Source organism: Rhizobium sp. BK376 (assembly GCF_004341625.1).
GTDB lineage: Bacteria > Pseudomonadota > Alphaproteobacteria > Rhizobiales > Rhizobiaceae > Rhizobium.
In genome coordinates this window covers 15082-40350 of sequence record NZ_SLZG01000025.1, presented here as the reverse complement: position 1 = coordinate 40350, position 25269 = coordinate 15082, and the positions used below count along the sequence as shown (strand labels likewise).

Sequence of the window (25269 nt, the reverse complement as noted above, 5' to 3'; positions counted from 1 at the left end):
AGATGAAGACGAGCTGGTATGAAGCGACGGCCCGCGAGAGGATAGCGGGCCTATTGGATCCGGGAAGTTTCATTGAAATTCTCCCGCCTCAAAGCCGTTTAAGAAGTCCGCATCTGGAACCTCTTGGCTCGCCTGCCGCCTTCGATGATGGGGTGACCGTCGGCAAAGGCATGCTCGACGGCAGATCTATTCTGCTCGCGGCACAAGAAGGCGGCTTCATGGGTGGAGCAGTTGGAGAGGTCCACGGAGCAAAAATCACCGGCTTGCTTGAGCGCGCATTAGACGAACGGCCGGACGGCGTGCTTCTGTTGCTGGAATCTGGAGGGGTGCGACTTCATGAAGCAAATGCCGGCTTGATAGCCGTGTCTGAAATCATGCGGGCTATGCTTAATCTGCGAGCCGCGGCCCTACCCGTTATCGTCTTGGATGGTGGCCGTTACGGTGTTTTCGGCGGAATGGGAATCGCCGCTCGTCTCGCTTCCTACATCGTCATGTCTGAGGAAGGTCGGCTTGGGTTGTCTGGGCCAGAGGTCATCGAGGCAACCGTTGGCGTTGAGGAATTCGACGCCTCAGATCGGCCACTCGTGTGGCGAACCGTAGGTGGCAAGCACCGCTATCTCATAGGCGAGGCATCGGCGCTCGTGTCAGACGAAATTGCTGCCTTTCGTCAGCAAGCGATTTACGGATTGAGCAGTGGCTCTGTCCTTAATCTTGATGAAGTCGAGACGGAACAGATGCGTTTGAAGGACCGCCTTGCCCGATTCGAGGCGTCGCACGACGCATTAGACATGTGGGCGGCACTTGGCGTTCCAAACCCGGACGCCATTCCGCTTTTTGATGTTAAAGAGTTTCATAAGACCGCGGATTCGTTGAGGATTGTGTCGTGATCGTTAAAGATCTTGCTGATCGCCTATTCCCCGATGGTCACTCCATCACTTTCGAAAATGAGTTTTTCTACGGCGCTGGGTCCCTGCAAGAAAAGCAAATCAGCATCATAGGCACTCGCGAGCGTGCGCTTATCGGTGTTGATCTAGCTTTGCGGATCGCGAGTCAGATTGTCGTGGTAATGAGAGACCATCCCGGATCGACAATTCTGCTGTTGATCGACACCGCAGGGCAGAAGATGAGCCGTCGTGATGAACTGTTGGGCCTGAACGGCTATATTGCACATGTCGCAAAATGCCTCGAGGTCGCACGCCGGCGAGGACACAAAATCCTTGGACTCGTATCTGGCGAAGCTGTCAGCGCGGGCTTCCTCTCGACCAGTATGCTTGCAGATGCCTGCTATGCACTGCCCGGCGCGGAAGTTCGGGTAATGAACCTGAAGGCCATGTCCCGCGTCACAAAGATTCCCGTTGAGCGCCTCGAACTCCTTTCGGAGCGCAGCCCTGTCTTTGCGCCCGGAGTCTCAAATTACTTTGCTATGGGCGCTATCGCCGAAATCTGGGACGGTGATCTTTCTACAGCACTCGTTGAAGCACTAGGCGCCGATCTTGGGTCGGCTGATCGTCGTCGACAATACGGAGAGGAGCGGCGTGGCCGATCACTGGCAAAAATAGTCTCGGACCGAGTCCGCTATGATCCGGCCTGATCGCCACCGCTTTATACTTTTGCGCCGCGTTTGGCGGGATCACGTTGTAGCGCCGACCATTTTGGCCCAAGAGCCAGCGGCCGGGGTCATTGAGGATTGGATCGACGCAGGACGGCCTCTCGTTGTGGCGGCGTCGGCTAAATGCGACCGCGAAGGCAGCATTCGCCTCGGAATTGCTACGCCTGACAAAAGACGCTTTGGCATTGTTGTCATGCCCGCTGCAATCGATCGGCTCTTGCCCGAGCTTGAACTTGCTGCGGTGGTTGCTTGTACGCCTCTCTCGTGGCGGATCAAAATCGCCCAAACATTGGAGGTAGCCGCGCAGCAACGATTGACGTTGACGGTATTCGGTTCAGTCGCCTGGACCCATCTGACCGGCGCAACCTATCTGCGGGAAAGCTCCGACCTCGATCTAGTGGTTAGATGCGATCGGACAACAGATATCCTAGGAGCTGCACATGCGCTTTTGTCAGTCGAAGGCTCGCCTCGACTTGATCCTGAACTCTACCTCAGAGGTCGCGGTGGGGTAAATCTCAAGGAGCTCACGATGATGCCCGAACATGTATTGCTGAAACGTCATGGTGGACCGGAGATGGTCGCCGCATCTGCGATTATTCAGGCACTGGGTGTTAGATGAACCTGAACCTCAAAAGCGACTTTGATCATAGGGCCTGCGACCTCTCTCCGATGAGCAGGTCGATCGGGAGGATCGCGATACGAGCATTGTATGGCGAGCTTTCCCTATATCCGAAGCCGGGCCTGGTTAGTCCAATCGACGCCGGCGCACACGCTGACATGGACATCACAACATTCATGCGCAGCCTGTTTTCGTTACGGTCTTATTTCCCCCAGATCGCCGAGGTCGGCGCTCGAGGTCAAGAATTTCCCTCACTGCGGTCTCTGGCCCTCACGGCCGAGAAGCGGATGATGCGCGCCACCGGATCGGTTAACACCCATCGCGGCGCTATATTCAATCTTGGTCTACTCTCTGCCGCTGCTGGTTATTGTCGATCGAAGGGGCTGGCGGCGACTGCGGAGACTGTCTGCAGTACAGTTACGAATTTGTGGGGTTCTGCCATTCTGGCGTCCGCTATCGACGCCCCCGTTTCCAATGGATTGCGGGTGCGCGCGCTGTACGGCGGTACAGGAGCCCGAGAGGCAGCGGCAGCTGGGTTCCCAATTGTCTTGGAGGTGGCGTTACCAGTGTTCAGGACGATGCTGGCGAACGGTTCGACACGCGAAGATGCCTCACTTCAAACGCTGTTTTCTGTGATGGCAGTCCTGCAAGACACCAACATTCTGCACCGCGGGGGCCCGGCTGGACTTTCATTCGTTCAAGACGCCGCGCGTAGCTTCCTATCTCACGGCGGCATCTACGCCACCAACGCACATGACTGGGCGATCGAGCTTCACAAGGAGTTTTCGCGGCGGCGGCTTTCCCCAGGAGGTGCGGCGGATATGTTGGCGTGCACCACCTTTCTCTTTGACATTGAGGCGAGCCAATGAGCGTCGGTATTCTGTGTCCGGGGCAGAACTCTCAATCGGCATCAGCTCTCGATTTTTTGCTCGAGCATCCCGCGGCTCAGCCGGTTTTAGAGGCGTTTTACAGCGTGATGGAAAGGCCTATTGGAGATGTGGTGAGCAGCGAGGACCTCCATCGAAACGCTGTGGCCCAACCGGTCATTTGCGCTATCGAGATGGCCTCGTTTTCAGCGATCGCCCGACCTCGCATTACAGTAAGCTGCATCGCTGGGTACAGTATCGGCGAGCTGGCTGCCTATGGATGCGCTGGTGCGATAGGTACGGCTGATGTCATCAGGCTTGCCGCTCTGCGAGCCGAATTGATGGACAGGGCTTGGGCTGCGCCAAGCGGAATGATGGCTGTCAGAGGAGTGTCTGAACGAGCCCTTGAGAGCATATGCAGGCAAAACGACACATACATCGCCATCTGCAATGGGGTGGATCGGTTCGTAATAGGCGGTGGCATTGATTCTCTGGGTGACGTAGCCCGGACCGTTCAGACAATGGGTGCTCGGACGACTTCGCTGCCGATCGCGATTGCCTCTCACACTCCCTTGATGACGAACGCGGTTGCCCCGTTTCGTCGAGCGCTGGAACAGGTAACATTCCATGCTCCCGCCTTTCCGATCCTTTCCGGTATCGACGGCTCATGGGTCCGGACCAAGGCCGAAGCCTCAGAGAAGCTAGCGAAGCAATTGAACACCCGTATCGACTGGATGACATGTCTCTCAAGCCTGAAGGAGCGCGGCTGCAAGGTACTACTCGAATTACTTCCGGGCACGGACCTGGCAGCGATAGCCCGAGAGCAGCAGCCAGATATTAAATCGCGCTCGTTCGGCGATTTCAGATCTGTCGAGGGTGCGGCCGCATGGTTTATTCGTGCTTCGCAGTGACGGTTCCAAGCGACCGTGGGAAAAGCACTACCGTGTCCAATCGTGCCAAATCGTGATGTGGCGACCGCCAGTCTAGCTGTTGAGTTAGGCGCCCACGGCATTTTTTCACCTGATGGCGAGCATCCAAAATCGGGAAGCTGATCATCGATCACCTTCCCGTTTTTGAACCAATCGTCAATCTGGTACCCGGCGCCCCCTCATGAGGCCAACGCCAGACTCCTGTCTCGGTCGAGCACGACCGCGACATTTTGCGACAACGGAATCTCGACACTCCTGGGAGCACTGACGCGCACTTCAGCCTTTCCGATCGCGACGCGGTAGTCGAGATGACTTCCCATGTTGATTCTTCCGCTCACATGGCCAGACAAGACGTTCTGATCACTGCTCGCCGGCTCTACGCTGAGTGTCGCGTGCTCTGGACGGAAGCTCAATGTAACGTTGGAACCCGGCTCTAGCGCACCGACAGTCGCGCAAGCGATTTCAGCGCCAGGCAAGACGGCAGTTTCGACAAACGCTGCCTTTCCTTGGCACCGCAACACCTTTGCTTCCAGCAGGTTACTCGATCCGATGAAATCGGCAACAAAACGGTTCGCCGGACGGTCGTAGATATCTGAAGGAGAGCCGATCTGCTGAATGTGGCCCCCTCTCATGACGATGACCCTGTCAGATACGACCATGGCCTCTTCCTGATCGTGGGTTACGTAAAGAGATGTGATGCCGAGCTCCGCTTGCAGCCGCCGCAATTCAAGGCGCATAGCCTCACGCAGCTTTGCATCGAGGTTGCTCAGCGGCTCGTCGAAAAGAAGCACCTTTGGCTCATAAACGATTGCCCGAGCAAGCGCGACGCGTTGCTGCTGTCCACCGCTCAACATCGTCGCTGGCCGGTCCAACTGGGCTTCCAGACCAACCTTGGCCAAAACTCGCCGAATGCGCTGATCTCTCTCAGCGCGGCTTAGTTTAAGGTTGTGCAGACCGTAGGCCACATTTTCCGCGACCGACATATGTGGCCAGACCGCGTAAGACTGAAAGACCATGCCAAACTGCCGCCGTTCCGGTGGCAAATGGATGTTATTCGCAGGGTCGGAGACAGGCTCGCCGTCAATGGATATCTTTCCGCCACTGATGGTCTCGAAGCCGGCAATTGCCCTCAGTGAGGTTGTTTTCCCACAACCACTCGGTCCGAGCAACGTCAGAAACTCTCCTTTCGCAAGCGAAAAGCTGACACGGTCCACCGCTTTCATCGCGCCGTAGTTCTTCTCGATGCGGTCGACTTCTAAAAATCCCTTCGTTTCCGCTCCTCTCATTTCACTTCTCCCTGCTTGTTTTCGTGGCGAATTGAAAAATTACAACAACGCCAAGGATGACGAACGATTGCAGCATGGCGTAAGCCGCCGCCTTCCCGCTTGTTGCGTGCTCAAGTAGCTGCCAAAGCGCTACGGAGGTCACTTCCGTACCTGGCTTCCAGAGAAGGATGGACATCGGCAACTCTCGAAGAAAGAGGACAAAGAGCAGAACCCAACCAGCCAGGATTCCGGGCCTCAGCAGTGGCAGCGTGACCCGCCGGAAGGTACGGCTGTAAGCCGCGCCACACGAACGCGAGGCCTCTTCAAGTTCGGGAGAAACCGAAAGCATGACGCCGGATACGCTTCGCAGTCCCAGCGGTAGGTCGCGAGAAAGATAGGCGATCAGCATCACGACGAGCGTGCCGTAGAGAGGACTGCGCAGCGATATCAGCAGAAATCCCATGGACAAAACAATACCGGGAATTCCGACCGGTAAGGACGTCACGACATCGATCAGCCGATGACCGGGAAGCCGGCTTCGGTAGATCGTCTGCGCGATGATCACGCTGAGCAGAACACCGACCGTTGCCCCAACAAGGGCCAGAATCAACGAGTTTTCAAAACCGCGTATTGTCACTTCGTTCTCGAAAATAACGTACGTGTAGTTGCTCAATGTGAACTGAGCCCACTTGAATGACCCAAGCCAAATGTTTTGAAAGGACTGAAGGGCTAGGGCGACGAGAGGAAGGACGACTGCGACCAGGCAGAAGGCAATATTCAAGGCGAACCCAAGCCACCGCCAGGATCCAAGCCGTAGCGTCGATGGCCGAAACCCTTTGCCGGTGAGTGTGATGTAGTTGCGGCGAAGGATCATGTGTCTATAGAAGAGCACGCAAACGATCGTTGCCGCCCCTAGCAGGCTTCCAAGGGTAGCCGCCATCCCGTAGTCGGGTTGCGCCCTTTGCAAAACTTCGAAAATCTGCGTACTGACCGTTTCAATGTTTCTGGGAACGCCGATTGTCAACGGAACACCAAACTCGCCTGCCGATGCGACGAACGTCAGGATAACCGAGGACAAGATCGACGGCATCGCCAACGGAAGCGTTACCCGCAACATCGTATAGACTATGCCTCGTCCACATGAACGAGAACTTTCTTCAAGTGAGGGGTCCATCTGCTGCAAGGCCGCGCAGGTCATGATGTAGACGACCGGAGCGAAGAAAATGCCCTGGACCCACATAATCCCAAATAAGCTGTATATGTTGAACGGGTTTGCAGATACCCCTAGAAAGCTATTAACCGCGACGTTGAGCAAACCAACGCGGGGGGCCGTTAGGTACGTCCATGCGATCGCTCCTATGAAGGGCGAAAGGTAGAATGGGATGGTATTGCATACATGCAGCAGTCGCCTCCCCGGGAGATCCGTCCGAGTAACGAACCACGCAAGAGACACGCCCACCAGTGAGGCGAGCAATGTCGTTCCGGTACTGATCAGAATGGTATTCGTGACCGCGTCTAAGAACACGGGCGTCTGGAACGCCCGTGCAAAGTTGCCCAAACCAAGCTCTTTCGTGCCGTCGAGGCCTTCGACCGACAGCGCTTGTTGAAGAATGACGCCCATCGGCAGCAGGATAATGGCGCATACAAAGACGCTGGCCAAGATCTGAACTATGCGATCGCTCGGTATATTCGGCCAAGTTGACCGTTTCCTCTCGATCATCACCTCACTAAGCATAGCCATCACTCCCCGAAGACCCGCCGAAAATCAGAACGCCATTTATCAAGCGCTTCCTGGGTCATGGCGTCCCAGTCGACTGTCACGGTTTTGATCTTATCGACATCAGCGATAAACGGAACAGCGTCATCGGGAACCTTGACTTTTGCGATGGACGAAATTCCTTCCTGTTCGACAAGAATCTCCTGCCCCTTTTCGCTAAATATGAAGTCGGTCCAAAGCTTCCCTGCGTTTGGATGAGGCGCTTTAGCCAGCACTCCACCGTAGCTGCCGGTTGCCACGATACCTTCGCTCGGCCAGCCCATCTTCAAGGGAACTTGGTCACGTACCTGGTAAGCGCGAGGGCCAAAGCCGAAGATCGCAATCGGAAACTCGCCCGACATGACACGGTCCCTGATATCCGTCGATCGAACAACGAAGAAAGGGTCCTGCGCCTTCATCTTTTGCAGCCATTCGTCGGTCCAGACGTTAGCCTGGCGGAGACCGGCGTACTGGTCGAGATAACCAGCTGATTTTCGGGCGTCGCCAATAATGATCTGCCCCTTGTACTTGGGGTCAGCGAGCTGAGCCCAGCTGGTAATGTCTTCACTTACGTAAGCAGGGTTCCACATTACTCCGAAGACGATCACTGACGCGGCCTGGAAGTAGCACCCACCATCCAAGACCTTGGCTTGCTTAAGGAAAACAAGGGTCTTGTAACTCTCGGAGCAATATTCGAGCAAGGCACCTTTCTTCGCCAGTCCTCGCCAGAACGACTCTGAATTCACCGCAACCCAATCGATGGATACCTTGTCGGCCGCCATCTCTTGTCCTACGCGTGCGACCACTCCTGACGAGTCCGCCGTATAACCTTCTATCTGGAAGGAGTCGGGCAACTTGTATGTCTCGCGGAAAGCCTTTTCGAGGACCTTCTGCGTTTCAGGGGCGGTCATATTAGTTGCGTAGGTAAGGTGTCCTTCCTTCACCGCCGCATCGACCAAGCTCTGATCCGCAGAGTACGCCGTGCCTGCGCAGGTTGACGCTGCCATCAAGGCAACCGCGGCTACCCCCCGGAGGCAGCGCGCCATAGTGTGAGAAATTTTCATAACATCCTCCCATTGGTTGTCAGGAACAGTGGTAACGAAACGCCATCGCGGCGCACCTCCTTCGTTATCGATTGATAACTTAGCTCGAATTTTTGGCTTTGGCAAGACGTCACGGGAACTCATGCAACCAGCCCATTACATTCGTCCGCGGCGCGATAACTGGACGCTTAGGAGTACAAATTGCTGGTTTTGGTGTGCAGGCCACTCACCCGGCTGAACCCGTATAAACCGTGGTTATCAGTGCTTCTCACAAGCGAGCACGCCGGTCGTTTTCAGCCGAACAAGACGGCAGAGGCACCTCGATGACAGAACGGAAGCGATGGAAACAACCAACATGCCGTTATGACAGTTCAAGAATCTTCTAAGCCGAAGTGAATCCGTCGCCGTGGCGTCATGCAACGAAACTGTCTTTTGGCCAACGACCGTCATGACGCAGTCCCGTCGGAGACTTCCACGTCGAGGCTCTCACGGGACAGCGAAAAACGCTAAGGGTGCTGGATGGGTCAGATCTGGCTGATGAGCGCTGTAATCGACGTCTTCGCATCACCATAGAACATGCGGGTATTATCCCTATAGAACAGCGGGTTCTCAATGCCGGAATAGCCGGTTCCCTGCCCACGCTTAGAGACGAATACCTGCTTTGCCTTCCAGACTTCGAGAACCGGCATACCTGCGATCGGCGAGTTTGGATCCTCCTGGGCGGCCGGGTTGACGATGTCGTTTGAGCCAATGACGATTGCGACGTCAGTGGCAGGAAAATCGTCGTTGATCTCGTCCATTTCGAGCACGATATCGTAGGGCACCTTGGCTTCGGCAAGCAGCACGTTCATGTGGCCGGGTAGCCGGCCGGCGACCGGATGGATCGCGAAGCGGACCGTCTTGCCGGCGGCGCGCAGCTTGCGGGTCAGCTCGGATACGGCCTGCTGGGCCTGCGCCACCGCCATGCCGTAACCGGGGACGATCACGACGCTGTCGGCATCGTTCAGCGCCGCTGCAACACCATCGGCATCGATGGCGATCTGCTCACCGATGATTTCCATCGCCGGGCCGCTGGTTGCGCCGAACCCGCCAAGAATGACCGAGACGAAGGAGCGGTTCATTGCCTTGCACATGATGTAGGAGAGGATGGCACCCGACGAGCCGACCAGCGCGCCGGTGACGATCAGCAGATCGTTGCCGAGCGTGAAGCCGATCGCGGCGGCAGCCCAACCGGAATAGGAGTTCAGCATCGAGACGACGACGGGCATGTCCGCGCCGCCGATGCCCATGATCAGGTGATAACCAATGAAGAAGGCAAGAAGCATCATCACAATCAGCGCCCCGGCGCTGCCGTCATTGGCATAGACGATAAGCAGGACGAACGAGAGGAGGACCGCGCCGGCATTCAGCATATGGCCGCCTGGCAGTTTCTTCGCCTTTCCGTCCACCTTACCGGCGAGTTTGCCGAAGGCGATGACCGAACCGGTAAAGGTGACGGCACCGATGAAAACGCCGAGAAACACCTCGACCTTCATGATCGCAAGCTCGACCGGTGTCTTGTGGGCGAGGATGCCGGCAAACCCTTCAAGGGTCGCCCGAGCCGTCTCATCCATATCGGCGATGCGTCCCGCCTCGAGGTGGGCGTTGAGGCCGATAAAGACGGCAGCCAGACCGACGAAGGAATGAAGTGCCGCCACGAGCTGCGGCATCTCGGTCATCTGCACCCGCCTTGCGGCGACAGTGCCGAGCAGAGCGCCGGCGATCATCAGCGGGACGATGAGCCAGGTACCGGCGCTTTTGCCGATCTCTAACCCGACGATCTGGGACCCGGAAGCCCGAGATCCGAGAACCTGCGGTCCTAAGGCTGTGGCGATGACGGCAAGCGCCATGCCGGCCATGCCGTACCAGACAGCGCGCTTGGCACGTTCCTGGCCGGAAAGCCCGCCAAGTGACAGGATGAAAAGAACAGCTGCGGAAACATAGGCCGCAGAAGCGATACCGATGGTCAAGATTATTCCCCTTTTGCCAGCTCAGGACTTCTGGAACATGGCGAGCATGCGCCGTGTCACAAGGAACCCGCCGACGATGTTGATCGTGGCGATCAGCACCGAGAGCGCTGAGAGAACCACGACCAGCCAGTTGCCGGAGCCGAGCTGCAGCAGCGCCCCGAGGATGACGATGCCGGAGACGGCGTTGGTCACTGCCATCAGCGGTGTGTGCAGTGAATGCGAGACGTTCCAGATCACCTGGAAACCGATGAAGCAGGAGAGCATGAAGACCACGAAATGGCTCATGAAGCTTTCCGGGGCATAGGCGCCGACAAGAAGCAGCAATGCCGTGCCGGTGAGAAGCAGCAGGCCCTGGTTCCTGGTCTGCGCCCTGAAGGCGGCGACTTCCCGTGTCCGCTTCTCGTCGGGTGTCAGCTCCTTCACCTTCTCCTTGGGCACGCTCGCGGCAATCGCCTTGATTTTGGGCGGCGGCGGCGGATAGGTAACCGCGCCTTCGAAGGTGACAGTCGCGCCGCGGATGACATCGTCTTCCATGTTGTGGAGGAGCTTGCCGTCCTTGCCCGGCGTCAGGTCGGCAATCATGTGGCGTACATTGGTGGCGTAAAGCGTCGAGGCCTGGGCTGCCATGCGGCTCGGGAAGTCGGTATAACCGATCACCACGACACCGTTGTCTGAGACGAACTTCTGGTCGGCGACGGTCAATTCGCAGTTGCCGCCGCGTTCGGCGGCAAGGTCAATGACGACCGAACCCCGCTTCATCGCCGCTACCATGTCGGCGAGCCAGAGCTTTGGTGCATCGCGGCCGGCGATTAGCGCGGTCGTGATGACGATGTCGATCTGGGGAGCGAGTTCACGGAACTTTGTTAGTTGCTTCTCGCGGAATTCCGGCGAGGACGGGGCCGCATAACCGCCAGTCGCTGCACCATCGGCAGCCTGATCGGCAAAATCGAGGTAGACGAACTCGGCGCCCATGCTTTCGATCTGTTCGGCCACTTCGGGCCGCACGTCGAAGGCATAGGTGATGGCGCCGAGCGAGGTCGCTGTGCCGATCGCCGCAAGGCCGGCGACACCGGCGCCGATAACCAGAACCTTAGCTGGCGGCACCTTGCCGGCGGCGGTCACCTGACCAGTGAAGAACCGGCCAAAATGATTGCCGGCCTCGATCACTGCGCGATAGCCCGCGACGTTCGCCATCGACGACAGGGCATCCATTTTCTGCGCGCGCGAGATGCGCGGGACCATGTCCATGGCGATCACATTCACGCCATTCGCACAAGCGACTTCCAGAAGGTCGTTGTTCTGACCCGGATAAAAGAATGAGATCAGCGTCTGTCGATTGCGGTACTGTCCGATCTCGTCGGCGGTGGGGGGACGCACCTTGGCAATCAAATCGCTTGTCGCGATCAGCGCTGTCGTCGTATTGACAACTTCTACGCCCGCCAAACTATAGGCGTCGTCCGAAATGCCGGCCGCTAAGCCAGCTCCAGCCTCAATGAAGCATTCGTGGCCAAGTTTTTGCAGCTGCAATGCGCTCTCGGGCGTCAACGCAACCCGCGCCTCACCCTCGGTTCGCTCTCGCGGGACACCGATTCTCATCTTGAAACCTCGTTCGATGCTAGCCCGCTGTCCAGCCGCCATCCACCATCAGAGCGCTTCCGGTAATCATTGCGGAGGCATCGGAGGCGAGGAAGGTAACCGGTCCCATGATGTCTTCAAGCTCACCAATGCGGCCGAGCTTGATTTTGTCCTGGATCCAGCGGAGCCGCTCAGGATTGGAAAGCGTCTGTTCGGCGAGCGGCGTCCTGATAAACGTCGGGCAGATAGTATTGACCCGAATCCCGTGACAACCCCACTCGATCGCCATAGACTTGGTGAAGCCCTCAATGGCATGCTTGGTGGCGCTATAGACGGCACGATCTATACCGCCGACATGCGCCATTTGGGAGGAAACGTTAATGAGCGAGCCGGGCCGCCCAGCTTCAATAAGGCGTTTGGCGACGGCCCGTGTCAGGAAGTAGGCTCCTCGCAGATTGATCGACGCGACCGCGTCGAAATCCGCGGGAGTTGTGGTCAACGCAGGACCATGCCGCGCAAGGCCCGCGCTGTTGACAAGAATGTCGAAGGCAGGAAGAGACGCGATCGTCTCCTCCAACGCCTCGACGTTTCCGACATCCAGCACGAGAGCGGAGCCGGAAAGACCCAGGGCTTGCAAAGCGCCGACAGTTAGGTCGAGCTTGTCGATTGAACGCGCCGCAAGCGTCACCTTGGCACCCGCCTCGGCGAGTGCGACAGCGGCGGCTTGGCCGATCCCGGAGGAAGCTCCAACCGCGAGCGCGGTCTTGCCGTCCAACCTGAAGGACGGGGTGCGGGGCAACTTTAACGTCATGAGATCACCTAACCTTGTCTTGGCGGCGGCTACTCAGCCGCCGCTCCATATGCAACATTCTTGCCACCATAGCGCCGCACGCGCACGTTCGCTTGCTCGGCATGACCCACGAAACCCTCCAGGATGCAGAGGCGCGAGCAGTATTCCCCGATTCTGGCCGCGGCCTCGTCGGTCAACACCTTCTGATAGGAGTGCGTCTTAAGATACTTTCCGACCCACAAGCCGCCGGTGTAGCGACCAGCTTTTTTGGTCGGAAGCGTATGATTTGTGCCAATCACCTTGTCACCGTTCGCCACATTTGTCCTCGGGCCCAGGAACAACGCCCCGTAGGAATGCATGTTGGCGAGGAACCAATCGTCGCGGTCAGTCATGACCTGTACGTGCTCTGAAGCAATGTCGTTGGCGACTTTGAGCATCTCGCCGTAAGTGTCGCAGAGGATAACCTCGCCGTAGTCACTCCAGCTTCGCGAAGCGGTGTCAGCTGTCGGTAAGATCGCGAGAAGCCTGTCAATTTCCTCAAGTGTGCCTTGGGCAAGCTTGCGAGAGTTTGTAAGCAACACAGCTGGCGAATTGTAGCCATGCTCGGCCTGCCCAAGCAGGTCCGTCGCGCAAAGCTCAGCGTCTACTGTTTCGTCTGCAATCACCATCGTTTCAGTCGGACCCGCAAAGAGATCAATCCCGACGCGACCGTAGAGCTGGCGTTTGGCTTCCGCGACAAAGGCGTTGCCTGGGCCAACCAACATGTCAACAGGCTTGATCGTTTCAGTGCCAAGCGCCAAAGCACCGATCGCTTGAACGCCGCCGAAAACATAGATTTCATGGGCCCCGCCAAGATGCATCGCCGCAATAACGGCAGGGTTTGGCGCCCCTTTGAACGCAGGCGTTGCGGCCGCAATGCGCGGAACGCCGGCAACGGCGGCGGTGACGACCGACATGTGGGCAGAGGCGACCATAGGGAATTTGCCGCCAGGAATATAGCATCCGACCGATTGGACCGGAATATTGCGGTGACCCAAGATGACGCCGGGAAGCGTTTCGACTTCGATATCGAGCATCGAATTTCGTTGTGCCTGCGCAAAATTGCGCACCTGCGCTTGGGCGAACTCGATGTCTGCCATATCACGCGCCGAAACCTTGCTTACGAGGGCTTCGATCTCGCCGGCGGAGAGCCGAAACGATGGTGGTGCGTAATTGTCGAATTTCTCAGACAGTTCCCGAACCGCCGCATCGCCGCGGGTTTCAATGTTCCTCAGGATGTCAGCGACAACGTTGCTGACCTTGGTGTCATCCTCGGAGCGCTCAGATTGAGGTTTGCCGTGCTTAAGGTAGGTAATAGCCATAATGTTCTCCCTTCCGGCACAGAGATTACGGTGCTAAAAGTTCATTGCAAGTTTTCATCGAGAAAGTGAAAAATTTTCAATGCCGCTGACCAACAAGCCTACCGCCAAGCAAGTGGCCCATGCTGCCGGCGTCTCGATTTCAGCTGTCTCACGCGCCTTCAGCCCAAATGCGCCGATCGACCATCAAAAGCGGAAGCGGATATTGGCTGCGGCAGAAGCTATCGGGTACGTCAGCCCTGCCCGAAGAACTGCTGAGATCATCGCAGAGGGGACAATAACCCTTGTCGCAGGCGACCTGTTGAATCCCTTCTACCCCACCGTATTGGATCTTCTGGCACGGCGGGTTCAAGAGAGCGGCCGGCAGCTCGTGGTCTATGCCCTTCCCGCCAACTCCGATGTTGACGCAGCTACAGATCAAATTTTGGCGTCGCGACCATCGGCGGTCATCGTGACCTCGGCACAGCTCACCTCAAAGATGGCACGAGCTTGCCGCCAACATCAGATCAAAGTGGTCCTCCTCAACCGGGTACAAAGAGACATTCGAATTAACGCGGTTGCTTGCGACAACTATCAAGGGGGACGAGATGTCGGCCGACTTTTGCTAGAGCGCGGTCATCGCAAGATTGGATTTATCGGCGGGGTTGCCAATACATCAACGCATGCGGAGCGGGCACGGGGATTTCGTGAGGTCCTTGCCGAAGCAGGGGTGAGAATCCACGCCCAGGCCCTGGGCGACTTCGAATATCCTGGTGGCTACCGAGCCGGACAGGCCTTACTCTCCATGAATGACCCTCCGGGCGCAATTTTCTGCTGCAACGACATCATGGCGCTTGCCTTGATCGACGTTGCTCGCGAACGAGGCATTCGGGTTCCAGACGATCTTGCTGTGGTCGGCTTCGATGACATTCCCATGGCCTCATGGAACGCTTACAGGCTGACGACGGTGAGGCAGCCGGTGGAACTCATGGTACAGGAGGCTCTGAGCCTCATTGATGATCCAAACATCAAGCCGACCGATGACGGCATCACCCGAATGCTCACGGGATCCCTGACACTCAGAAACAGCAGTTGACTCGATTCTCAAAGTTGCGTCGTTCGGTTCGGTGACAGACGGATCGAAACCACGCAGCCGTCCAATGTCCTCTATCGTCAGCTCCGACGCGCCTTCTCCCTTGTAATCTGCTGGACAAAATCGAGGAACGCTCGAACCTTTGCCGGAGGCAGATGGCGCGCCGGATGGTAAGCATAAAGCGGGTAACGTTCATCCGGCCAGTCTTTTAGGATCTGTCTGAGATGACCCGTTTGCAACCATGATTCAAGGCCGATTTCGAGGCTTTGAAAGATCCCTTGACCGGCGACACAGGCCGCGACGGCGGCAGACGGGTCGTCAAAAACAATCCGACCCTCGACTTTCGCCCTGACGATTTCGTCGCCGCGGTGAAATTCCCATGGGAAAGCTCGGCCAGTCTCGGGGTCTCGAAACAGGATCGCTTCATGATTGGCTATCTCTTCGGGTCGCGCCGGAACGCCAAACTTCTCAAGATATGACGGTGCCGCGCAGGTGACGACGCGGACGTCCAGAAGCTTTCTCGCTATCAGCGAGCCGGCGTTAGTCGAGCCAAAGCGGACGGCAACATCAAACCCGCTCATCATGTCGTCACGACCATTGGCTGTCATCAAATCGATCTTCAGATTGGGATATTGTTCGCTAAGGCGAGGTAGCTGAGGCGCCAACACCGTCCTTGCGAACCATGGGTCGATCGAGACACGCAGCCTCCCAGCAACCGCAGCTGCCGATCCCGCGGCGGTCGCGGCCGCTTCTTCGAGACCCGCAACGAGCGGCAAGGCTTGCAGACGAAACAGACGACCCTCTTCGGTCAAGGCGACGGAACGAGGAGTGCGGTCAAAAAGACGCACGCCCATTCTCGTTTCAAGTCGTCCAATCGCCCGGCTGATACCGGAAGGCGTCACCCCCAATACGTCAGCGGCCTTGGCGAAATTGCCGGCGTCGGCAACCGCCAGGAAGACACTCACTCCAGTTAGAAGACGTCCATCAAAGCTCATGCAAATGGTCTCGCATCCCGTGAACACGAATGGTAGTGATTTTTTATCACTTTGATTATGACTATTATGATCTTTTAGCAACGCACATCGCTGTGTTAGCAAATTTCCGTCCGCCTCGAGAAGGCGAGCGGTTTACCAGACCCGCCATACGTCTGGGTTGAAGGTGAAAATCATGAATGAGATGACGAGAAGAGCCGTGCTGACGCGCGGCAGCATGGCGGCTGCGGCGGCCTATCTCGGGGCGACAGCCGTGCAGGCGGCAGCCGGCGAAGCCCCGCGCCGCTCGAATGGAAAATTCAAATCCATCGATGCTGCAATGTCGAAGGCCGTGAGCGACCGCACAGTTGCTGGCGCTGTCGCGATGGCGGCAACGCAGAAGGGCATGATCTATGAAGGTCTCTTCGGCAAGGCAAACCCGGAAGCCGGCGCGCCAATGCAGCCCGACACGGTGTTCTGGCTGCTGTCGATGACCAAGGCGATCACCGCAACGGCATGCATGCAGCTGATCGAGCAGGGCCGGCTCAAGTTGGATGACGACGCATCGAAATATCTGCCGCAGCTGGCCGCACCCAAGGTGCTGGTGGGGTTTGACGCCAACGGTCAGCCGCAACTGCGCCCGGCCAAGAATACGATCAAGGTTCATCACCTGCTGACCCACACCTCCGGTTACACCTATGCGAACTGGAGTGACGTGATACCGCGCTACGAGACGGCCACCGGTTTGCCTGATATCGCAACCTGTGAGAACGCGGCCTTCAATGTACCGCTCGAGTTCGAACCCGGCGAGCGCTGGCAGTACGGCATCAGCATGGACTGGACTGGCAAGCTGGTTGAGGCGGTCAGCGATCAGTCTCTGGAGGTCTATTTCCGGGAGAATATTTTCCAGCCGCTGGGAATGAAGGACTCAGGATTCCTGATCAGCAGCGAACAGAAGCGTCGCGTCGCGACATGCTTCAGCCGTGAGAGCGATGGCGGCTTGAAAGCAATGCCCTTCGAAATGCCTCAGCGTCCCGAATTCTTCATGGGCGGTGGCGGTGCATACAGCACACCCCGTGACTACATGATGTTGCTTCAGGCCCTTCTGCATGGCGGCAAGTTCAACGGGGCAAAGATCCTGAAGCCTGAGACGGTCGCGATGATGATGCAGAACCAGATTGGCGAGCTGAATGTTCGCAAGATGATTTCGTCGGCGCCCGCCTACTCCAACAGCTTTGACCAGTTTCCCGAGCAGAAACACAAATGGGGCTATTCCTTCGACATCAACACCGAAGCCGGCCCACATGGCCGCTCTGCGGGAAGCGTCTCCTGGGCAGGTCTGCTCAACTGCTACTTCTGGATCGATCCGGTTCGCAAAGTGACTGGATCGCTCTTTACCCAGCTTCTCCCCTTCTATGACGACCGTGTGGTCGCTCTCTACGGCGACTTCGAACGCGGGCTCTATGACGGGCTCGCTTAACCTCCCCTCTTTCTGAATGGAAAATCAGACATGTACGCAATAACTGGTATCACCGGAAAAGTCGGCGGCGCACTTGCGCGGACCCTGCTTGAAAACGGCAAGCCCGTGCGGGCAATCGTTCGCGATCGAGCGAAAGGCACTCCCTGGGCCGCTCTCGGCTGCGAGATCGCTATAGCAGAAATGGAAGACGCAAAGGCGCTGTCGGCCGCCTTCACCGGCACCGAAGCTGTGTTCATCCTTCCGCCGTCCGAATTCGATCCGGAGCCCGGCTATCCCGAGGCCCAGAGGGTAATCGATAGTGTCGTCGCGGCACTCAAGGCAGCCCGCCCGAAAAAGGTGCTTTGCCTGTCGACGATCGGCGCTGACGCTAAAGAGGACAATCTGCTCTCTCAGCGCACGATGCTGGAAAAGGCCCTTAACGAACTTGATCTTCCCGTCACCTTCCTGCGGCCTGCATGGTTCATGGAAAACGCGCTTTGGGATGTCGCCACGGCGCGTGACACAGGTGTTCTCTACAGCTTCCTGCAGCCAGCAGACAAGAAGTTCCCGATGATCGCGACGAAGGACATCGGCATCCTGGCATCAGAGTTGATCCAGCAGGACTGGACCGGCAAGCGCGTTGTCGAGCTCGAGGCTGCACAACGCGTTTCGCCGGACGACCTGGCGCATGCGTTCGAAGTCGCACTCAACAGGCCGGTCAAGGTCGAAATTGTCAAACGTGACACCTGGGAGGAGCTGTTCCGCTCTCAGGGGATGAAAAATCCCGTGCCACGCATCCGTATGCTCGATGGCTTCAACGAAAGCTGGATCGAGTTCAAGGATGCCGGTCGCTTCGCGGAAAAGGGAAACACCTTGCTACAGCAGGTCATCAACGCGCTGGTCGCCGGGTACAATACGGACGATCGAGTCTAAGAGAACGATCAGGATGCAGGGGGATTTTTCCGCCTGCATCTGCAGCTTTGTCGTGGAAGGAGAATATCCAATGGACACAATCGAAACTCAAGGTGTGGCGATGCCTCGTCTTGGCCTTGGAACGTTCCGGATGCCCGGTGTTAGTGCGCAGCCGGCAGTCGAAAGCGCGCTTTCGCTCGGATATCGACATATTGATACCGCGGCGATGTATGAGAATGAGGCGGCGGTCGGCACGGCGATCGCAGGCTCCGGTATTCATCGCCGCGAACTCTTCGTCACAACCAAGGTCTGGCACGATCAACTGGCGCCGGAAGCTTTGCAGCGAGCCTTTGCTACAAGCCTCGAAAAGCTGAAGATGGATTATGTCGATCTCTTTCTCGTGCACTGGCCATCGGCAGACATGGACATTGCGGCAACCCTGACCGCGATGGAGCGACTTCGTGAACACGGCTATGCGCGCGCGATCGGCGTTTGCAATTTCAACATGCCGATGATCCGGCGCGCTGTGGAGGAGGTCCAGGTACCGATCGCCGTCCACCAGGTCGAGTACCACCCGTACCTCTCGCAAACACCGATGCTTCAATATCTGCGCTCTAAGGGCATTGCACTGACGGCCTACGCACCGCTGGCCCAGGGACGGGCAGCAAGCGACCAAGTTCTTGAGAACATTGGACGGAAGCACGCTGTCTCGGCGACACAGGTTGCCATCGCATGGCTCCTTGGCCAGGACGGTGTAATCGCAATTCCAAAGGCAGCCAGGGTCGAGAGCCAGAAGAGCAATCTTGAGGCAATGTCGGTACGTCTGGATGAAGAAGACCTCGCGCTGATCGCGGCCTTGCCAAAGGACCAGCGGTTCGTCAATCCGCCTTTCGCCTGCGACTGGAACGCCAGCGACTGATGTTGAGCGACTGTTCATATGAGCGGCGGTAACGCTCAACATGGATCGCAGACTTCTATTTGGGTCAGTCGAATGCTAACAGCTCACTCTTTTGCAGCCAGGAAAACAACGTCTTGGCTGCGCGCCCTCGTATTGCTGGGCGGAACTTCGATAACTTACCTCGCGTGGGCGATCAATGCTCTCGATGAGAGCGAAAGCGTCAGTCCAAACAACATAATCGTACAACTTGATGAGTCCCTGTATCTTGGACTGACGATCACCTTAGGGCTTCTCGGTCTTGGAGCATGGCAGTACGTCGTTCAACGACAAGAGATTGAACGACGGATCATTGCGGAAGGGCGCGCTCGACATCTTGCCTATCACGACAGCCTCACAGGTTTAGGGAACCGTCGCTCGCTGGAAGAAGAGCTCACACGCTGGCTCGCGTGCAAAGGTGATGATCTCACCGGGAGCGCCATCTTGATGTTGGACTTCGACCACTTCAAGAAAATCAATGACGTTCATGGACACGCGACAGGCGATGCGTTCTTGCGGATCGTTTCTACTCGAATGATCCAAGTCGTTCAGTCCGGAGGCAACGTCGGCCGTCTTGGTGGCGACGAATTCGCCGTAATTCTTAAAAAATTCAGCGGCGGGGCTGATCTTGGAATTTTTGTCCGACGACTGATTTCCGCAATTTGCGAACCGATCGACATTGATGGAGTGGTCTTGATCCCAGAAGTTTCGATAGGTGTGGTGGAGATAGAAGGGACCAAGTCATCGAACGACCTTTTGCGGAGGGCTGATTTGGCTCTCTATCGAGCCAAATCGGAGCAGGGAAGCTGCTTCCTGCTTTATGAGCCTTTGATGGAGGAGGATTTTCTTCGCAGGCAAGCGCTCCTTAGAGATCTCAGCCAAGCCCTGATACTCGGACAATTTTGTGTTTTTTACCAGCCGCTGGTAGACAGCGAAAGCGGACGTGCGTCGTCCTACGAAGCGCTGCTAAGATGGAAACATCCAGAGCATGGCCTGATTTCGCCGATGGAATTTGTGCCGCTGGCTGAAGAAACCGGGCTCATATCGTCAATCGGGGAATGGGTGCTTTACCAGGCTTGTCAGGATGCTGTGGCTTGGCCGGAGACAATAAAAGTTTCAGTCAACGTTTCGCCACGGCAGTTCCTGGATGGCTCTTTCCCCTCCACGGTGCAGGCGGCCCTAGCGGCAGCGGGACTCTCGTCAAGCCGTCTGGTGCTTGAAATTACCGAGTCAGTCCTTCTCCACGACAGCGATGCAAATATGGACATCTTGCGGAAAATTCGAGCGGCTGGCGTCGCAATCGCGCTCGACGACTTTGGCACCGGGTTTTCTTCACTCAGCTATCTCCAAAACTTCCCCTTCGACACAGTGAAGATCGACCGCTCGTTCGTGCAGCGCATAGGGACGTCAATGCAATCTGAGAAGATACTCCGAGCCATTATGGAGCTTTTTGCGGCATTAGGAACGCCTGTCACCGTAGAAGGTATAGAGACAGAAGCCCAAAAAGAATGGGTATCGCGTATTGGTTGCCGAGACATGCAGGGATATCTTTTTGACCATCCCCGACCACTTGCTGACATCCGTATGCTGCGTTGAACCAGACTTAAAGCGCCAGCGTAAATCTGTCTTCAATAAAGGTACTACTTCACCGTTCTCTATTCTTAGCGCTTCATAGTGAATAGAGATCCGGTGAAGCTACTCACACGAAGAATATCGGTCCGGCTTCCTTGACCGTTTCCACCAATGAACGAGACATGTTTTCCCCGCCTCGTCCGGTATCCCTGGCAGAATGAATTTGCTGATGGTCCGTCCCACGTCGTCACAATCATCAAGCACACCACCGCTGCGGTGGCGCGGAGGCATACCATATGAACAACCTACCCATCGTCGGAAAGCTCGCTACGCTCATTGCAGCATTCGGTATTTTTACAATCCTTGTCGCCACTTACTCGGTCAGCCAGATATCGAAGATCAACTCAAGCTATACGGAAGTCCTGACGCATGATTCGATTGCAGCACTGGCCCTCGGCAAGGCCGATAAAGCATTTGAGAACAGTCGTGCTGCCATCGGCGACTTGCTGATGTTAACGGACGACGACCTGAACGCAAAGGCGATCGGGGAATTGAGAGATGCGCACGACAGGTTTCTGCGCGAAATGGACACGGCAATCGCGGCAGCATCCGACGACGCCGCCCTGCCACGGCTAAAGGCCAGAGGTCTTGATGTTCTTGACGGTGTCTGCCAAGCGACCGTTAAGGCGGCGATGATCGCGACAGCAGCATCCGACGTTGCAGCTTCACAAGCGACGTTCCTTCGCGATTGCCAACCACGCTTTCCGTCTCTCAGCGCCGAAATTAGCGTCGCAGCCCAGCGTCTTAGCGACATGGTGGAGACCAGAAATCTTGAGCTTTCAGCGGCGTCCCAAGACGCGATCGATGCAACATTCGTCATCATCATCGCAGGCCTCGTCGTGGTGATGACCCTTGCGATATTTGCAGCCAGATCCTCACTTGTCCAACCGATCAAACTACTTGCCGCAACGATGGTGCAACTCGCGAACGGTGATTTGGCTGCGCCCGTTATGAACGCGGAGCGGAGAGACGAGGTCGGGAGCATGGCGAAGGCTGTGCGGATTTTCAAGGACAATGGTATTCGCGCCCGCCAACTTGAGGACGAAGCCCAGTTGTTGCGAGACAAGAACGAGAAGGAGCGTGAAGCCAATGCGACAATCGAACGCGCACGCTCAGAAGAGATGCAGGTGGCAACCGCTCAACTGGCTGAAGGCCTGCAGCGGCTCGCAACGGGGGATCTGACCTTTCAGCTCGCCGAACCGTTCGCTGACGATTTCGAAAGTCTGCGAGCCGACTATAATGCTGCCGTCGCTCAGTTAAGAGAAACACTCGCTAACGTGCAGGATGCAACCGGCTCCATCGATAGCGGGACAACAGAGATCAGCGTCAGTGCTGGTGACCTCTCAAAACGTACAGAGCAACAAGCTGCCTCGCTTGAGCAGACCGCTGCAGCTCTCGACGAAATTACGACAAATGTCGTCAACGCCTCTGATAGGGTAAATGAAGCAAGAAAGCTTGCACAGAAGACAAATGACAGCGCTGCGCGTTCCGGCGTGATCGTCGCCGACGCAGTCACGGCTATGCAAAAGATCGAAACCTCATCGCAACAGATCTCCAACATCATTGGGGTCATCGATGACATCGCATTTCAGACAAACCTTCTTGCGCTCAACGCAGGAGTCGAAGCTGCGCGAGCTGGCGAGGCTGGCAAAGGTTTCGCAGTTGTCGCTCAAGAGGTGCGCGAACTGGCGCAGCGGTCGGCGGTGGCGGCGCGTGAAATCACGAGCCTGATACGCACCTCCACCACGGAAGTCGAGGGAGGGGTGAGACTCGTGAGCCAAACAGGGGTGGCATTGAAGAGTATCGAAAGTAACGTTGTCGAAATAAACCGACACATGGATGCGATCGCAACCTCCGCGAAAGAGCAGGCTGCCGGGCTCTCAGAGGTCAACACGGCGGTCAATCACATGGATCAGGTCACCCAGAGAAACGCAGCAATGGTCGAGGAAAGCAATGCTGCGAGTGCATCCTTGAAGGCCGAGGTTACAACACTTCGAAGGATTGTCTCACGGTTCGACTTAGGGCCTCGATCCGCTAAGCTGGACTCTGATGATGCTTTCGCCTTGTCCCGGCGACCGCGGCTCGCCTTCGCTCGGGGGAGCGCCGCTGACTCCGGTCGCGCTGCGGTTAGCGAGGCATAAAATTTTGATGGAATAGACGTGCCGCTCTCGAAGATGGGAGCGGCACGTGTCTAAGGTGACGAAAAAATACCAATCAGACTAGCTGCTTGGCAAAACGCCGACTATCAAATTCAGCAACTGATCACGGCCTTCGCATCGCAAACTACCTAGCTTTGAGCTGCCATCACAATCGGGTGCTGGTAACTCGATATCCGGCACCGCAGCGCCCATCAAACGCGATGATTTTATCCTTTTCGATCGTCACTCGGTGATCATGAGAACGATCTGACAGGATTTGGAACAGCCACGCCGTCTATTTACGCCGTGGTAGTCGCGCGGCAACACGATATGTGTCCAACCTTTTCGACCGCCAGACGTCGTCGCAATCTCGGCCCCCGTTGGTCCAGATAGGCAATGTGCGCTACGCGAAATTAAACTCACAGCACAACCGCATTGTTGGCGTATAAGTGTTGTTTTAGAACTTTTCATTCTGATTCCCCGTGGGCCCAACGCGGTTCCTGATGCGGGACAATGATTGTTGGTCACTCCTGTAGTGACATAACGGCGTTCGGAACCCGCCGACGGCGGGGATATAGGATTTGGTCAGGAAGCGTTCTTCCGGCCGGGAAGCCCATTACAGCAATCTTCAGGACAATGAACCTGAGATCACGCTCATTCTGAAGGATTGCGCTTGTCCCAAGCGACGTCGCTTTTTGGGCAGGTCAGTACCGACGGAGACGTCACAGAATTTCACACTTTGCCCCCGGATAGGCACCCGACAACCGACAAAACAATCATCAGGATTTTGAGGATACGCGATGGACACCTGTTTTCCTACTCTACGCCCGCTCGGGGTCATTGAAGAGTACTTCTGGCTTTTCGATCATAGTTCCCCGATGCATTTCTGCATCGCTGCGGAGGTGAAAGGGCGGACACGTGTATCCGATTGGCGCGCTGCAGTGGATGCGCTCCAGGCGCGGCACCCAATGCTGTCCGTCTCTATCGACTCCTCGCAGCAGCGGGTTCCCCATTTCTACAGAACGTCCGGCGGCAGGGTTCCTTTGCGGGTTGCTCCGCTAGGAACAACTTGGGAGCGGGAAGTGGAGCGGGAAATCGCCACATTGTTCGATCCGACCGAAGGACCGCTCGCTCGTGTAGTGTTGATACACGAAAGTGAAAAAGTATTCGTCCTCCTTGTCACTCATCACGCCATTTCCGATGGGTTGTCGTCGATCTATATGCTTCGAGATTTGCTGGAGGCACTATCAGGGCAGCAGCTGGCCCCTTATGATTTTCCGCCGTCAATCGACCAGATATTGGGCGCCCCGACTAGACCGACATCAGCGCCCGGCAAGCGGCTGTCGCACGCTCTAGCGGTTGAACGCTTAAAGAAGCCTGTGCACGTAAAGGGCCTAGCCGTTGCGTCCGAAACGACCACCTTGTTGAGGGAGCGCGCACGACGGGAAGGCACGACAATGCACGGGATTATTTGTGCCGCAGCGACTTTGGCAGGGCGCGCCATTGACGCCGCGTGGCGCGATCAAGCCGTCAGCATCTTCTCTCCGGTCAATCTTCGAAAGCTGTTACAGCTAAACGATGAATGTGTTGTCGCTGTCAGCAAGACATCAACCGTGATAGATCCCAAAGCGCCTAGCGACATTTGGGAGATGGCTAGGTCAGTCGCTGCTTCCTTACTTTCGGTGAAGACACTCGAGGGCGGAGCCCCGGTCTTCAGTGCGGTCTATGAAGCAATGTCGACCGACATGGATGAAACTGATGGGGCTCGTTTCAATGCAGACGCCTTCTCCGATACCATGCTCGTGTCCAACTTGGGGCAAGTCCCGTTCTCGTCTTCGATCGGAGAACTGACGATTGAGGCCTTGTGGGCACCTGTGGTTCTTCGAGGCCACGACACGGAGCAAACCATCGGCGTCTCGACGATCAACGGATCGCTTCATCTCGTGCACTCCAGCTGGTACCCACTGCCCGGCTTCTTAGAAGAAATCCAGGCCAGACTGCAAAACGCGTCGCGTTGAAGTCCGGATGACAAACGGCGAATATGCCACCTCCCGCCGGCCGAGCTGTCGGCGGGAAGCGAGCTAGGACCCTGGCAGATGGATGGCCTCGCGCATCGCACCTCGGACAGGCGCGCTCGTTCCGATGTAGAGCTCGGCGGACATCACGCAACCATCTATTCTGAATCGTCAGCGGCCAATAGCGTAAGGCCCGAGTTGCGCGCAATCGTGATCAGTGGCAAGGCGTGCTGCTTCGGCCCCGGAACGATTACGTGCATTTTGTGCCACGGCCATGTTTTGCTTGGTCCATTTTCACGGGCAAGAACTTGTCTCGC

Annotated in this window: 20 protein-coding genes; 12 read left to right on the top strand and 8 right to left on the bottom strand. The window is 56.8% G+C overall.

Annotation, left to right across the window (positions count from 1 at the left end; translation table 11 throughout):
- The first annotated feature begins 2 nt into the window (after positions 1-2).
- Genes EV561_RS31050 through EV561_RS31030 form a run of 5 tightly spaced genes read left to right on the top strand, consistent with a single transcriptional unit; the run spans position 3 to position 4005 of the window.
- Complete coding sequence (locus EV561_RS31050; RefSeq protein WP_132527768.1) at positions 3-887, top strand: biotin-independent malonate decarboxylase subunit beta; 885 nt, start codon at positions 3-5, stop codon at positions 885-887.
- Positions 884-1591, top strand: coding sequence for a biotin-independent malonate decarboxylase subunit gamma (locus EV561_RS31045; RefSeq protein WP_132527767.1), 708 nt, complete (start codon positions 884-886; stop codon positions 1589-1591). Before EV561_RS31050 ends, EV561_RS31045 begins: the two co-directional genes overlap by 4 nt.
- Positions 1578-2228, top strand: coding sequence for a malonate decarboxylase holo-[acyl-carrier-protein] synthase (gene mdcG / locus EV561_RS31040; RefSeq protein ID WP_132527765.1), 651 nt, complete (start codon positions 1578-1580; stop codon positions 2226-2228). The genes EV561_RS31045 and mdcG overlap by 14 nt, the downstream gene beginning before the upstream one ends.
- On the top strand, positions 2225-3097 hold the full coding sequence (mdcB, locus tag EV561_RS31035) for a triphosphoribosyl-dephospho-CoA synthase MdcB (RefSeq protein WP_132527763.1): 873 nt from the start codon (positions 2225-2227) through the stop codon (positions 3095-3097). Before mdcG ends, mdcB begins: the two co-directional genes overlap by 4 nt.
- Positions 3094-4005, top strand: a complete 912-nt coding sequence (locus EV561_RS31030; RefSeq protein WP_132527761.1) for an acyltransferase domain-containing protein — start codon at positions 3094-3096, stop codon at positions 4003-4005. Before mdcB ends, EV561_RS31030 begins: the two co-directional genes overlap by 4 nt.
- Positions 4006-4202: 197 nt before the next feature.
- Here EV561_RS31030 and EV561_RS31025 read toward each other — a convergent pair whose 3' ends face one another.
- The 7 genes from EV561_RS31025 to hisD form a co-directional block, all read right to left on the bottom strand.
- A complete protein-coding gene (locus EV561_RS31025) occupies positions 4203-5309 on the bottom strand; it encodes an ABC transporter ATP-binding protein (RefSeq protein ID WP_132527759.1) in 1107 nt (368 codons plus the stop codon).
- A gap of 1 nt (position 5310) precedes the next feature.
- Positions 5311-7023, bottom strand: a complete 1713-nt coding sequence (locus EV561_RS31020) for an iron ABC transporter permease (RefSeq protein ID WP_165927983.1) — start codon at positions 7021-7023, stop codon at positions 5311-5313.
- Positions 7024-7028: 5 nt separating this feature from the next.
- On the bottom strand, positions 7029-8108 hold the full coding sequence (locus EV561_RS31015) for an extracellular solute-binding protein (RefSeq protein WP_165927982.1): 1080 nt from the start codon (positions 8106-8108) through the stop codon (positions 7029-7031).
- Between the two features lie 503 nt (positions 8109-8611).
- On the bottom strand, positions 8612-10096 hold the full coding sequence (locus EV561_RS31010) for an NAD(P)(+) transhydrogenase (Re/Si-specific) subunit beta (RefSeq protein WP_132527753.1): 1485 nt from the start codon (positions 10094-10096) through the stop codon (positions 8612-8614).
- Positions 10097-10117: 21 nt separating this feature from the next.
- On the bottom strand, positions 10118-11692 hold the full coding sequence (locus EV561_RS31005) for a Re/Si-specific NAD(P)(+) transhydrogenase subunit alpha (RefSeq protein WP_132527751.1): 1575 nt from the start codon (positions 11690-11692) through the stop codon (positions 10118-10120).
- 19 nt (positions 11693-11711) lie between these two features.
- Positions 11712-12482: an SDR family oxidoreductase gene (locus EV561_RS31000; protein WP_132527749.1), complete on the bottom strand. Its 771-nt coding sequence runs from the start codon at positions 12480-12482 to the stop codon at positions 11712-11714.
- A gap of 29 nt (positions 12483-12511) precedes the next feature.
- Positions 12512-13822: a histidinol dehydrogenase gene (gene hisD, locus EV561_RS30995; RefSeq protein WP_132527747.1), complete on the bottom strand. Its 1311-nt coding sequence runs from the start codon at positions 13820-13822 to the stop codon at positions 12512-12514.
- Between the two features lie 79 nt (positions 13823-13901).
- Between hisD and EV561_RS30990 the strand changes: the two genes are divergently transcribed.
- On the top strand, positions 13902-14894 hold the full coding sequence (locus EV561_RS30990) for a substrate-binding domain-containing protein (RefSeq protein WP_132527746.1): 993 nt from the start codon (positions 13902-13904) through the stop codon (positions 14892-14894).
- A gap of 77 nt (positions 14895-14971) precedes the next feature.
- Here EV561_RS30990 and EV561_RS30985 read toward each other — a convergent pair whose 3' ends face one another.
- Entirely contained in the window at positions 14972-15967 is a 996-nt protein-coding gene (locus tag EV561_RS30985; RefSeq protein WP_245513111.1) for a LysR family transcriptional regulator, read from the bottom strand.
- Positions 15968-16058: 91 nt separating this feature from the next.
- On the opposite strand from EV561_RS30985, the gene EV561_RS30980 reads away from it, so the two are divergent.
- The 6 genes from EV561_RS30980 (at position 16059) to EV561_RS30955 (ending at position 24955) form a co-directional block, all read left to right on the top strand.
- A complete protein-coding gene (locus EV561_RS30980; protein WP_132527744.1) occupies positions 16059-17342 on the top strand; it encodes a serine hydrolase domain-containing protein in 1284 nt (427 codons plus the stop codon).
- Between the two features lie 30 nt (positions 17343-17372).
- On the top strand, positions 17373-18254 hold the full coding sequence (locus tag EV561_RS30975) for an NmrA family NAD(P)-binding protein (protein WP_132527742.1): 882 nt from the start codon (positions 17373-17375) through the stop codon (positions 18252-18254).
- 70 nt (positions 18255-18324) lie between these two features.
- The gene (locus tag EV561_RS30970; RefSeq protein ID WP_132527740.1) at positions 18325-19152 is read left to right on the top strand and encodes an aldo/keto reductase; all 828 of its coding nucleotides are present in this window, start codon (positions 18325-18327) and stop codon (positions 19150-19152) included.
- Between the two features lie 18 nt (positions 19153-19170).
- Positions 19171-20763 carry a bifunctional diguanylate cyclase/phosphodiesterase gene (locus EV561_RS30965; RefSeq protein ID WP_132527738.1) on the top strand — a complete coding sequence of 531 codons (1593 nt, stop codon included), beginning with the start codon at positions 19171-19173 and terminating at the stop codon, positions 20761-20763.
- Between the two features lie 272 nt (positions 20764-21035).
- The gene (locus EV561_RS30960) at positions 21036-22940 is read left to right on the top strand and encodes a methyl-accepting chemotaxis protein (protein ID WP_132527736.1); all 1905 of its coding nucleotides are present in this window, start codon (positions 21036-21038) and stop codon (positions 22938-22940) included.
- A gap of 797 nt (positions 22941-23737) precedes the next feature.
- Entirely contained in the window at positions 23738-24955 is a 1218-nt protein-coding gene (locus EV561_RS30955) for a condensation domain-containing protein (protein WP_132527734.1), read from the top strand.
- Positions 24956-25269: the final 314 nt, after the last annotated feature.